General features: G+C 60.0%; 11 protein-coding genes. 3 read left to right on the forward strand and 8 right to left on the reverse strand.

Features of this window, described 5'->3' with window-relative positions:
• Window position 1: 1 nt before the first annotated feature.
• Window positions 2-1,744: a thiamine pyrophosphate-binding protein gene (locus EEQ99_RS31880; RefSeq protein ID WP_028756749.1), complete on the reverse strand. Its 1,743-nt coding sequence runs from the start codon at window positions 1,742-1,744 to the stop codon at window positions 2-4.
• Window positions 1,745-1,775: 31 nt separating this feature from the next.
• Window positions 1,776-2,702, reverse strand: coding sequence for an ABC transporter substrate-binding protein (locus tag EEQ99_RS31885; RefSeq protein ID WP_127431770.1), 927 nt, complete (start codon window positions 2,700-2,702; stop codon window positions 1,776-1,778).
• A gap of 131 nt (window positions 2,703-2,833) precedes the next feature.
• Here EEQ99_RS31885 and EEQ99_RS31890 point away from each other — a divergent pair, with 131 nt between their 5' ends.
• Complete coding sequence (locus EEQ99_RS31890) at window positions 2,834-3,760, forward strand: LysR family transcriptional regulator (protein WP_063475623.1); 927 nt, start codon at window positions 2,834-2,836, stop codon at window positions 3,758-3,760.
• A gap of 123 nt (window positions 3,761-3,883) precedes the next feature.
• Here EEQ99_RS31890 and EEQ99_RS31895 read toward each other — a convergent pair whose 3' ends face one another.
• The 4 genes from EEQ99_RS31895 to EEQ99_RS31910 form a co-directional block, all read right to left on the reverse strand.
• Complete coding sequence (locus tag EEQ99_RS31895; protein ID WP_127431771.1) at window positions 3,884-6,130, reverse strand: methyl-accepting chemotaxis protein; 2,247 nt, start codon at window positions 6,128-6,130, stop codon at window positions 3,884-3,886.
• A gap of 242 nt (window positions 6,131-6,372) precedes the next feature.
• A complete protein-coding gene (locus EEQ99_RS31900; protein ID WP_244604881.1) occupies window positions 6,373-7,371 on the reverse strand; it encodes an AraC family transcriptional regulator in 999 nt (332 codons plus the stop codon).
• Window positions 7,372-7,573: 202 nt separating this feature from the next.
• Window positions 7,574-7,936 carry an antibiotic biosynthesis monooxygenase family protein gene (locus EEQ99_RS31905; protein WP_025554542.1) on the reverse strand — a complete coding sequence of 121 codons (363 nt, stop codon included), beginning with the start codon at window positions 7,934-7,936 and terminating at the stop codon, window positions 7,574-7,576.
• A 12-nt stretch (window positions 7,937-7,948) separates the two neighbouring features.
• Window positions 7,949-8,950 carry a nuclear transport factor 2 family protein gene (locus EEQ99_RS31910; protein WP_244604883.1) on the reverse strand — a complete coding sequence of 334 codons (1,002 nt, stop codon included), beginning with the start codon at window positions 8,948-8,950 and terminating at the stop codon, window positions 7,949-7,951.
• 64 nt (window positions 8,951-9,014) lie between these two features.
• On the opposite strand from EEQ99_RS31910, the gene EEQ99_RS31915 reads away from it, so the two are divergent.
• Together EEQ99_RS31915 and EEQ99_RS31920 are read left to right on the forward strand one after the other, a co-directional pair.
• Window positions 9,015-9,896, forward strand: coding sequence for a LysR family transcriptional regulator (locus EEQ99_RS31915; protein WP_025554537.1), 882 nt, complete (start codon window positions 9,015-9,017; stop codon window positions 9,894-9,896).
• Between the two features lie 126 nt (window positions 9,897-10,022).
• Window positions 10,023-10,985, forward strand: a complete 963-nt coding sequence (locus EEQ99_RS31920) for a LysR family transcriptional regulator (RefSeq protein ID WP_025554536.1) — start codon at window positions 10,023-10,025, stop codon at window positions 10,983-10,985.
• 76 nt (window positions 10,986-11,061) lie between these two features.
• Here the strand turns inward: EEQ99_RS31920 and EEQ99_RS31925 are convergent, their stop codons facing one another.
• Together EEQ99_RS31925 and EEQ99_RS31930 are read right to left on the reverse strand one after the other, a co-directional pair.
• Complete coding sequence (locus tag EEQ99_RS31925) at window positions 11,062-11,475, reverse strand: hypothetical protein (RefSeq protein WP_052213385.1); 414 nt, start codon at window positions 11,473-11,475, stop codon at window positions 11,062-11,064.
• A 79-nt stretch (window positions 11,476-11,554) separates the two neighbouring features.
• Window positions 11,555-12,238: a hypothetical protein gene (locus tag EEQ99_RS31930; protein WP_063475627.1), complete on the reverse strand. Its 684-nt coding sequence runs from the start codon at window positions 12,236-12,238 to the stop codon at window positions 11,555-11,557.
• Window positions 12,239-12,257 lie beyond the last annotated feature (19 nt).

Here is a 12,257-nt window from a genome sequence, read left to right on the forward strand (position 1 = left end):
ATCAAACTCCCTTCACAAGAGCGGCATGCGGGCCGCCTGCCCCCTGCGGGAATCCATAGGCATTCATCTTCGCGAAGTAAGGCATGCTGGGATGCGCCTCGAAACGGACGTGGCAATCTATCACCGCCGGGAGGCCGGAGGCGATAGCCCGCTCGAGAGCCGGCCCGATCTCTTCCACCGTTGTCACCCGCTCTCCATGGCAACCGAAACCGCGTGCGACGTCGGCATAGTCCACACCGTCAAGATCCGTACCGAACGAGAAGTCGTAGGTCTTTCTCTGGCCCATCTTGATGACGCCCCAGGAGGCATTGTTGTGGATGATGTTGATGATCGGCAGACCGTAGCGCCGGGCGGTGTCGAGCTCGGAAAGCGTGAAGCCGAAGGCGCCGTCGCCGCAGATGTTGAAGACCGGCCTGTCTGGATGAAGTAGCTTGAGCGCCACCGCATAGGGCGTGCCGAAGCCGAGCTGGCACATGCCGGGCTCGTGGAAACGGGTGCGTTCGATGGTTGCCGGGGTGAGATCATTGCTCCAGAAGGAGGTGTGGCCACCGTCGTAGGCGATCAGCGCATCGGCGGGTAGAAGCTTGCCGAGCGCGGTGCCGAGACGGGCGGGATGCATGACCGGGCCATTGTCCTCGTTCATGCGTTCGAGCTTGCCGCGATAGCTGGCGTAGATATCGCGCATGCGCGCCAGCCACCGCGACCGATCCGGTATCTGCCGGCTCCTCAGGGCATCAAGCAGATCGGCAAGCGCGCTGGCGGCATCCGCCCATATGCCGAGGGCATGGCGGGCATTCGCGCCAAGGCTCATCGGATCGATGTTGATATTGATGAGGTCGGCACCGCCGCCTGCAAGGGCACCGGTTTCGTTCCAGAGCCAGGAGGAAAACCGGCATCCGACGGCCAGTATGACATCAGCTTCGGCAAGGGCCGAAGAAACCGCGTCGCCGCCAATGATGCCGCCATGGCCGATGAAGAACGGCGAATCCGAAGGAACCGTGCCGATGCCCATCTGCGTGGCGAGCGCCGGGGCCTTCAGAACCTCCAGAAGATTGCGGAACAGCGCGCCCCCTTCCGCGGACACGACGCCGCCGCCGGCAACCAGCACCGGGCGCTCCGCCTGCGCCAGCATGTCGGCGGCGCGGGCGATCTGGGCAGCGGAGGCTCTCGGGCCTTCGACGGTGCGATAGGCCGATGGCGGCAGCGAAAGCGCCGCGTCGTCGAAATCGAACTTGGTCGTAAATACGTCCTGCGGCACATCGAGATGAACCGGGCCGCGCCGCCCGGTCAGCGCTTGGCGGAAGGCGTCGCGGACGAGATCGGGCAGCCGTCGCCCGTCATGCACCACCGCGCTCCATTTGGTCAGCGGCTTCAGGAGCGCATGCGTGTCGAGATCCATGAACATGCCGCGGTGGGGATAGGCGCACGCATGGTGATTGTTTGAGGTGACGAGCACGAGTGGCAAGTTGTTGTTGAAGGCGGTGCCGAGGCCGCCGACCAGATTGGACGAGCCCGGTCCCATTTCACCGAGCGCCACGCAGATCCGTCCGCTCGCTGCGGCAATCGCCGCCCCCATCAGGGGGCCAGATGCCTCATGGCGCACACCGAGATAACGGATCGACGGTTCGCGCGAAATTGCATGCAACAGCGGGTTCAGCTTGCCGCCGGCGACGCCGAAGACAAAGGGAACCGCTTCCCGAACAAGCAAAAGGGTTAGCGCTTCCGCGCCGGTCATCTGGGCCATGATGTCACCTGTGGATATTGACGAAGGGGGCTCAGGGAGCGATCAGGCCAGCGGTATCGATCTCGCCGGTCAGCATGCCGCCTTCCCGCATCGCCTTGTCGAAATAGTCGAGCGCGGCCGTGGTCGGCACGGTCTTGCATTCCGGCAGTTCGATCTTGTTCAGAACCTCAATGGGCAGCTTGGTGTATTTCGAGACGATCTCGCGGGTTCTGGTCTGATTGGCGGCCACCAGGTCTGTCGCCTGAGCGAAGGCGGCGCGGAACGACTTGATGGTCTCGGCATTGTCCTTGGCCCAATCGCGGGTCGCCACGAAGGTCGTATAAGGCAGGCTTTCGGGAAGGTCCGCCATGAAATTGAACGCCACCTTGCCATTCGACTGGCTGACGGCGCGACCGAGTGAAGGCTGTCCGGCGATGATTGCATCGATGGTGCCGCCCTTGAGGACGTCAGCGGTGTTCGGGATCGGCACCTCGATGAAGGTGATGTTCTTCTCCGACACGTTCTTCTGCTTGAGCCATTGGCGGAACAGGATATCCAGGGTGCCGCCGATGCTTGGCGTACCGATCTTCTTGCCCACCAGGTCCTCCGGCTTGGCGATCTCGACACCCTCGCGCACCGCAAGACCGACATTCCTGGCCGTGCGCGCTGCGGTCACGCCGCAATTGGCAACGACCACGAGGTCGATCCCGCTGTCGACCGCCTGCAACAGCACGGTGGGCGAAACGGCGACGATCTGGTGCGAGCCGGCGACCAGCGATGCCACCAGCGTCTGGTTGGAGCCGGTCGGCAGGAACTCGACGTTGAGGCCATTCTTTTCAAACAGGCCCTCATCCTTGGCCACGAAGGCGGCTTCCACTTCGGCGATGGGGGGCGTGCCGATGGCGATCCGGGTTTCGGCCCAGGACTGGGTCCCGCCGGCGATGACGACAGTTGCGATCAGAATTGCGCGCTTGAACATAAAGATCTCCTCGAACACGGGCTCCTCAACCCATTGCGACTATTCCAAGTGCGGCGCCTTTCATCAATAGACAGAACGGCAGTTCAGCTATAACCTTAAATGCATATCGCGGCACGAACGGAGGCGAGGCTGTGAACCTTCGAAAATGGGAATATTTTCTGAAGGCCGCCGAGTTCGGCAATCTGTCGCGCGTGGCCGAAAAGCTCGACATCTCGCAGCCGGCGCTCAGCCGGCAGATCACAGCCTTGGAACAGGAGATCGGCGCGCCACTGTTTCATCGCACGGGTCGAGGCTTGACACTGACGCCGGCCGGCGAAGTGTTCCGGACGCGCGCGGAAGCGGTTCTGGAAGAGATCGCCAGGATTCCGGAGGAAGTCATGCACGCCGCCAACACGCCATCAGGCCGGCTTGCCTTCGGCGCGCCGCCCTTCATGGGACGCGTATTGACCGGCGAACTTGTGGCAAGCTTCGTGGAGACCTACCCGCATGTGCGCCTTCGCGTCCGCGGTGCACATTCGGTCCAGCTTCGCGAGGCGATCTTTTTCCGGGACATCGACATCGGCATTCTGGCTGCACCGTTGACGGAGCCCGATCTGCACACCGTGCCATTGCTTCAGGAGCAGCTTTACCTGGTCGGGCCTGTCGACAGCGGTCTGTCGCCCGATCGGCCGGTCAGCCTCGATGCGGTGGCGGACCGACCGCTGATCCTGACGCCGCGTCCCGACGGCCTGAGAACACTGGTCGAAGCAGAATTCGCCCGTATCGGCCGCCGGGCAAAAGTTGCCGTAGAAACCGAATATGCGCCTATGGACGACCTCATTCGGCGCAAGGTCGGCTTTGCCATCATGCCCTATTGCGGGATGGTCAACTCACCGCTGACCCAGTTCGCCTGGTCGCCGATCGACAACCTCAACGTCACTTGGCTGATCGCCTCGCTTCAAAATACGGAGCGCACGCTTGCAGCGATACGCTTCACTGAAATGCTGCACAAATCAACCGAGGAAAACGTCAGGACGGGCAAGTGGCAGGCACGTTATCTTGGCAAGCAAGGGGCGTGAGGATGGATCAGACAAATCCTGAACTCAAGCAGTTCCGCGCGGTGAAACAGCGTCGAGGAAACGGCCGGGAACGACCCTGCCGTTGTCTTCATGGTTGATATATTCGATGCCAGTTTGCCGGAGTCAGAACTCTTGCCAATCTTCATTTGAGGATTCGAGTGCTAGATTGCCACGGCTCGTTTGAGGCAAGGGGCGTCGAACGCTTCTGAGTTCTGTGGCAGCTCTTTGTATGCGAATGTCCTTCCGCCCGGTCTCGAAGCGGAAATGCTTCAACAGCGTCGCCAAACTCCGGCTCTCCTGTGCAAGACTCGCACCGGCTGCACTCATCTCCGCGACCATGCTGGCATTTTGCTGCGTTGTCTGATCCATGTGATTGACGGCTGTATTGATCTCGTGAAGTCCGGAGGACTGCTCTTGGGACGCCATCGCTATCGCGTCCATGTGAACGTTGACATCAAGCACGAGTTCCTCGATCGTCCTCAGCCCCGAACCGGTTTCACTGACAAGTTTTACCCCCTCCCCGACAGCCGAAGCCGAAGTGTCGATGAGCTTCTTGATTTCCTTCGCCGCGTTGGCAGAGCGTTGAGCGAGTTCACGGACTTCCTGGGCGACGACCGCAAAACCCTTCCCGGCTTCGCCCGCTCGCGCCGCCTCGACACCTGCATTGAGCGCCAAGAGGTTGGTTTGGAAGGCAATCTCGTCGATGACCCCGATGATCTGGCTGATCTGTTGGGAAGAGCCCTGGATACGGTTCATGGCGCCGATCGCGTCACGCACCACACGACCGGATATCTCGGCATGATCTCGCATGCGTTGAACGGCGCCACGGGCTTCCGAAGTCCTTTTGGTGGTGGACATCACATTGGCGGTGATTTCCTCCAACGCTGCCGCAGTCTCTTCAAGCGAGGCGGCCTGCTGCTCCGTGCGTTTCGAGAGATCTTCGGAGGCGGCGGACACGTCGGCGCTGCCGCTGGTCACGCTTTCAACAGAGCGCCCGACCGTCTGGAGCGCGTCCCGCAGTTGCCGTATAGAGGCGTTGAAATCCTCGCGCAGGCTTTCGAATTGCGGAGCGAACGGCTCCTCTAGCTCACAGACCAGGTCGCCATGCGCCAATCGCTTCAAACCTGTCGCGAGCGCCGTGGTCGCCCGCGTAAGCCGGTCTTCCGCCTCGCGCTCGGCGCTTTCCTGGATGTCGAGTTTTTCTTTTTCCGAGCGATCCCGCTCGGATTCTGCCGACGCTTCGAGGTTCTTCTTCTGAATCGCTGCCTCACGGAAGAATTCCAGGCTTCGCGCCATCTCACCGATTTCATCGCGTCGGCTCGTCAACGGCACTTCCGTTGCGGTATCGCCCTCCGCCAGTCCCGTCATGCGTCCGGTCAGCGACCGAATGTAGCGGGAAATCCTGCGAATGACTGTTACGCAGAGCAAAAGGACAATCGTCATGATCGCGAGTGTCAAGCCGGAATAGCCCAGGAAGGATTTCCGAAGTTCGGAGTAGCGTTTGGCGGCCGTCTGGTCGAGCCGTGCGCTGGCGCGTGTGACAAGCTGGCCCAGCAGTTCGGCTCTCCGCCCAGTTGCGGCATTCCAGCGATCAGCTGTATCGGCGGGAAAGGAGACGTTTGGCAGGTTCGCGTAAACCCGATCGCGCACGCTCGCTATGAACCTGCCCTCGGCGCCAGCCTCGAAATCGTCGTAGGGTTTTACCAGGTCCGCTGGCAGAAACTCATGCATCGGCGCGAAATAAAGCTGTCGCAGGCTCTTGGAATACAGAAGCGACGAAAAGAGATCGACCGCCATTGTCGAATTCTTGATATAAGCCCTGCCCGGCCTGATTTCCATGAACCCCGCCTCCCTGAATTGCATTAGGGCGTGGAAGCCGTTGATGAAACGCGCCAGTTCGAGATCGTCGATCGTCGCGCCGGTGCGGCGGATCAGATCCAGACCGGCCGCCGCAGCGGGACGCAGGGCAACACCTCCTTCAGTCTCGCCGGCGGTTCCGGCATCGACACGGCTGCGGAAATTCGCAAGATTGTCGCGCTTCTCGCCAATGATCTGTACGGCATGCTCGATCGCGGGATCGGCAAGACCGGACGCTTTCCAGGCGTCGTAGGCAGACTGAACTTCCGCAAGAGCAGCATCCGATGCGGCCCGGCGCGCCTGACGGTCGTCAGCAGAAGAAAACGCTTCTGCCGGGATGACCTGTGCCAGAACGCCGCCAGCCCTTCCAAGGCGTTGCGTGACGTCCGCCTGCTCGAAAGAAGAATACCCATGGTAGTATTCCAATGCGGTCGACGCACCCATAAGCGCGAAGGCCAGCAGTGGAAATATAGTCAATAACATAAGTAGCAACGTTAGCGGCAATCTCGACATTCCAACCTCATCAGCTCAAATACGCTGCTTGCCGACACAAGATGGATTTCACCGCAGCGAAATTGGTCTGCGAATATCGGCAAAGCATGCACTTCCGAGCGATAAGTGAATGGCGCGCGCTTACCAGAAACTTAAACCGCGAGAGGCCGTACGATTCCGTCTCGGATATCGGACCTTTCCCGCGATATGTGGCTCACGCCGGCATCCTCGATACCCCCGGCGCTGACGAGGGACGCGGCTATTCAGTCGGCCGAACTCGACCCCGAGCTCCGCAATGTTTCTGACGGAAGCACGCCGTAGCGCTTTCTGTAGTCGGCGGAAAATCGACCGCGGTGGACGAAACCCCACTTGAGCGCGACTTGCTTCACCGACAGGTCCGATCCACCTGTCATCAATTCGCGATGAGCCGCCTCCAGCCGCAGGCGCTGGAGAAAGGCAAAGGGAGTCGTATCACGAAAGTCGCGAAATCCCTGCTGCAACGTCCGCGGGCTGACGCCGCTTGCGGCTGCGATGTCGTTCACGGTTATCGGCTCCGAGATATGCGCGCGCATATAGTCGATCGCCCGCTTGACGCTCCTCGGCAGGGGCGGCTCGGCAGTGCGGTACAGCAGGTCGCTCGAATAGCGATGCCGAGCGGCTTCCATCAAGAGTTCGATCGTTGTCTCGGTGAGGTTGCTCAGCGCTATCGGCGATTGAACCAGGCTTCCATCTGCCAAACCGGTGTACATAAGGGCCGACAGCCGCACCAACAGGGATCCTGAGGCCGTCGACAAGTCGATGTCCGGCGCGAAATCGAGATGGCCGCGTATTGACATGTTGAGGCGCAGCGCCAGGCGCCGTATCAGTTCGTCGCGAGGGATCCTGAGGCCGAGGTGTCTTCTTGATCCGATGAAACGCGTCGCGCTTGCGGCCAAACTGTTCACGAAGACGCCACGAGTTCCCTCCGATAACATCTCTTGACCGTTCATGGTAACGACGGAGCGTCCGGAGAGAGGAAGGATAATCACATCGGTCTCCGTCGGACTCCGATGCCGGACCGTCAGATCACCTTCATAAACGCCGGCGATGAGAGAGATTGGTCCGGCCGTGATGGAATGGATATTGTAAGAGACGGCTTCTCTGCTCTCCAGAACGGCTTCGGTTCGCAGGCAGAGGCTGGAAAGAGCGGCCGCAAGCTCATCAACGTTAGAGCCTTTGAGCGACAATTGACGGATTGGGATCGTTGCATGCCGGCGGTTCAATTTCAGCCCCACATTTCGAGAAACGGAACGTCTTAATCCGAGCGGCGCCCTTCATACAGCCCCCATCAGCGTGATGTACACGCGAGATAGCGCATACGATGGCCCAACGATACGACCCGCGTCGGCGACCAAAACATCCATCCGCCGGCAATATCGATGTGTGGGCTCACCCAACAGCATGAGCCCACACGGGTGCAGCCGCTCAGCGGATAACGAGGTCGTAACGCGTCATCGTCATCGTTGAGGCGTCGATCATGCTCATGAACTCTGATGCTGCCGGTGCATCGGCAAAACTGTCCATCGAAGCCTGCGCGGCGGCAGCCGATTTCCAATGCACGATAACAAGCCATTGGCGGCCGTTTATGGCAGTCTCACGCGAAACGAAACCGGGCTGCTTGCTGACGTGCTGATCTTCGAGGGCCTTGTCGACCTTCGCGAAGGCTTCGGCTGATACGCCATCCTTCAAGTTCATCGTCACGATTTCGACGACATGCTTCTCTTGGCCCATCGCTGTACCGGACATGGAAACGAGAAACGCCAGAATGACTGACAGGACGAATTTCATTTCGCGCCTTCCTCAGAACTTTCCGTTGTCGTGGGCCATTTGAGCCGGGATGGTGGAAATCGTATCCCAATGCTCGACAATCTTGCCGCTCTCCACGCGGAAGAGGTCGAAGAAGGCAGTTGGTGTTTCGCCGAACTTCCCTTCCGAGGCCGTGAAGACGAAGTTGCCCTCGGCAACGATCAAATGTGTCTTGGTGTAGGCCATCGGCTGGCCGGCTTCGGCCATCGCCTTCAGCGCGGCGCCCAGGCCGTCCAATCCGTTGCCCACCATCGGGTTGTGCTGGATATAGGTTTCCGTCGAAATATAGTCGGTGATCTTCTGCGGTGCCGTGCCGAGCAATACGTCATGCACGAAGTTCTCGACCAGCGTACGGTTTTCGGCGGTTTTGGCGAGATCCTTGATTTCGGTCGCGCCGTCCGTCATCGAATTGCCACTGGCTGTTTTCGACGCGGGGACGGCAGCCTGTAGATTGTCCCAATGTTCGGCAACCTTGCCGTCTTCGACACGGAACACGTCGAATGCGACCATCGTCTGGCCGCCAAAGGCCTGGGCATTTTCATAGGTCGAATGCAGGACCACCAGATCCCCCTCTGCCAGGACGCGATGAGTTGTCGCCGTCAGGCCGCTTTGCTTGAGCGCAGGCAGAAAGCCGAGGATAGGAGCGGCGCCCGTGGGTACGGCGGGATTGTGCTGAATGTAGTTTTCCTTCAGGAGCTGGCTTGCCGCTTCCGGATCAAAATTGGTGAACAGCGCGACGACAGCGCTCAGCACGATTTCCTTTGGGCTCATTTTTAAAATCCCTTTTACCTGGTTTGCATGAGGCAGCGCGGAACTGCGCTGCAGAACTTGTGAATTTCGCGCCCGACGACCGGTCGGGACCGGGTTGACGGTATCTTCGTCGAACGCGATACGGCACGCCGATTGCTCACCGCCGGAACGCCGCGTGCGATCGAGAGCGGCAGTTCGGAAGCAACCATCTATGTTTCCTGGATCTGCCGGGTTCCGATTTAGCACTGGCAATTAATCGCCAAAATGGCGATTATAGCGTCTCAGTTTCGCCAAAATGGAGACAATCGGTATGGATAAGATTGACGGCATGCGAACCTTTGTCGCCGCGGTCGAGGCGGGATCGTTTGCCGCCGCAAGCGAGCGGCTGGGCATTTCCGGTAAGCTCGTCAGCAAATACATCGCAACACTTGAAGCTGACTTGAGAATGAATCTGCTTCATCGCACCACTCGATCCATGTCGTTGACGCATGACGGTCGGATCTATCTCGAGGGATGCCGACGTGTTCTGAACGAACTCGATCTGCTGGACATGTCCCTCGAGGCATCAAGTGGCTTGAAAGGCACGCTGCGTGTGGCAGCACCTCTGACCTTTGGCGAAACGGTCGTCGCAACCGCAATTCTCGAGTTCATGGATCTCCATCCGGAGGTTACGGTTGAGCTGGAATTGTCCGATGAATACGTCGATCTCGCTGAAGACGGTTTCGATCTGGCCGTGCGCATCGGCACTTTGAAGGACTCGAGCCTCGTGGCACGAAAGCTCGGAGAGGCAAGGCTTCTGGTCGTCGCCGCCCCATCCTACATCGAACGCCATGGCGCACCGGCCCATCCGGACGAATTGTCCAGCCACATTTGCATTCGCGACGCCAACAATCCTGACCCGAACCGTTGGCCCTTCCTGATTGAAGGGAAGCAGATCCAAGTGTCGGTCACCGGCCCCTTCCTCTCCAATAGCCCCCCCGCCTGCCTGATACCTGCGCGCGCGGGAAAAGGTATCTTCATCTGCCCAGACGTTTTTCTGGCTGACGACCTTGCCCAAGGCCGGCTCGTTCAGCTGCTGGCCGGTTTTCCATCGAGAATGATCGCGATCCAGACAGTCCAGTTGCCATCGGCCTTCCGCAAACCCAAGGTCGCAGCATTCATCAACGTTTTAAGAAAGCACATGAAGACATGAATTCGGCAGCCTCATGAAAAGTTGCCGATGGAAATGCGTGGCGTTGGGCGGCGCTGTAGGGCCTCCATTGCGGACGTGCTATTCGACGGAATTCTGAACACACCCACGCCGAAGGTCTGGTGACAAATGGACTTGGATCCCCGACTGCTTCGCTACCTTCTCGCCATCGACCGCGCCGGCTCCTTCCTCAAGGCGGCGGAAGCGCTTCATATTTCCCAGCCGGCACTTTCTGTCAGCGTCGCGCGTCTGGAGGACGTAACGCAGATGCAGCTTGTCGACCGCGGTCGACATGGTGCGATCATGACGGAGGCTGGCAAGATACTGGTGCGCCATGCCGAAAGCATTGAAGCCATTCTGGAGATAGCCGGACGGGAATTGGAAGCGCGTGGCCGCGGTGTTGAAGGCCCGCTCCACATCGGCGGAACGCCGCTCGCGACCGGCAGTTTCGTGCCGCTGGTCGTCGGCCGCATTCTCGAGGAAAATGGCAATGCTGCCATCGAGGTAGTTGAGGGCACGGACGAGCAGTTGATGGAGCGGCTCCTGACCCACAAGCTCGATCTCGTCATTTCCAATGTCGGACAGAGACCGGCACCGGAGAGAGTGGAAGTCATTCCGCTCTTCACGGCCCGATCGGTGATCGTGGTTCGGGCGGGGCATCCATTGGAGGGGCGGCAAGACGTCTCTCTCGCGGAACTCGCCTGCTCGACATGGGTGATGCCCCCGCGCGGCGGCGCTTTCCGCAAACAGATTGAAGCCCTGTTCACGACAAATGGCGTCCCCTTCCCGGTACACCTTGTCGAGGCAGCTCCCTTCAGCGTGCTGAAGGCAATCGTGGAACGCTCGGATGGCGTTAGCATACTGTCCGATGAGTTCCTGCGCGAGGAGATCCGCCGGGGCGTGCTGACAGCGATTCCGCTGCAGGAACACATCGCCTCACGCCAGTTCGCTCTGCAGAAAATTGCAGGCCGGCAACTCAATTCGCTCGGTCAGCGCTTTGTCGACATCGCCATGGAACTGGCATCGGCATCGCAGACGGAAGCGGAACATTCGGTGCGCAGCGGCCAGAGCAATTCCAGGAAAAGTGTGTGAAACGGTTTTCCGTCCGGGATTGCGTATAAACAAAAGGATAGAGCGGTGCTGCGCTTCCGTGAAAAGCTGAACCGCTCTAGACCGATCGTAGCGCGCTCATGCGGCTTCGGATGCCAGGTGTTCTCGCGTCCGTGAGATGACCGGCAAATCCGGCAAGCATGACCCCGAGTGGAAGGCGCCGAACCAGTCTGGCTGCAATGAAGGTTGCGCAGATAGCCGCGGCGAGCTTCAGCCAGGGATAGTCGCCGAGCTGGACATGGGCGCTTGCATCGACCGATGTGGCCTTGGCTTTCAGCGCCGCCTCGGCGTCCTCGCGCAGCGCGCCGATATGGGCCTTCAGCAGCCTTAGCTCCTGCTGCAGGGCGTTGAGATCCTGGTCGGCTTTTTCACGCGCAGTCTCCACGGCGGCATCGGCAAAGGGCGGCTCACCTTCTGCGATCAGTTCGTCGGGGTCTGGAAGGCGGCCGTCGCGATTGATGGATGATTGCATGGACATATCCTCGAATAAACAAGCGGGATGAGATCAAGGCCCGGCATCGCCGCCGGGCCGTGATCCACGTCAGGCGCTATCAGTGATCGCGTCGGAAGCCCTGGCTCTGGTGAGATCCGCCCTGGGATTGCGACTGGGTCTGAGATTGGCCTTGGGATTTCCCATCGGCATCGTCCGATGGTTCGGAACTGCTGCCGGGCAAGGTATAGGCGCGCACCTTGGCGCTTCCATGCGTGGTGTCCCGCATTGCCAGCGGGCGCGCATCGTCGAATGCGCTTTCGGACACGGCGAGGTCTTCCGACGCCTTGCCGCCAGAGGATTGGCCGGCAAAGCCGGTATTTGATGCGCCTTGTTGCCTGTCCTCCAATGACCAGAGGTCCGCCCGTTCATCCATGTCGATGCTGCCCTCGTCGTCCAGAATATCGTGGACGGTCTCGTAGAGCGCGTCATCGATATCATTGACCTGGACGAGGAAGCCGCCTCGCCGCAACCCTTCTGCGTAGACCGCCCGATCTTCGTCAGGGAAGAAGAAGTCCGCCAGCGCGTCGAAGAAGCCGCTGCGGTCGTCGCTCATGGCGCCGGGATTTTTTCCATCCGCCTCATATCCGGGCATCAACCTTATTCTTGAAACCGGCACGCCTGCGTCCTCAAGACGGGAGACGGCGGATTCGGCTTCTGACCGGCTGTCGAAAAATGCGGCAAGGCTGCTGCCGCCTGTCGGGCCTGAGAAAGCCGGGTTGGTATCGTTGTAAATGCTGCTCACGGGGTTCTCCTCTCGATGT

This window comes from Rhizobium anhuiense, from assembly GCF_003985145.1.
GTDB lineage: Bacteria > Pseudomonadota > Alphaproteobacteria > Rhizobiales > Rhizobiaceae > Rhizobium > Rhizobium anhuiense.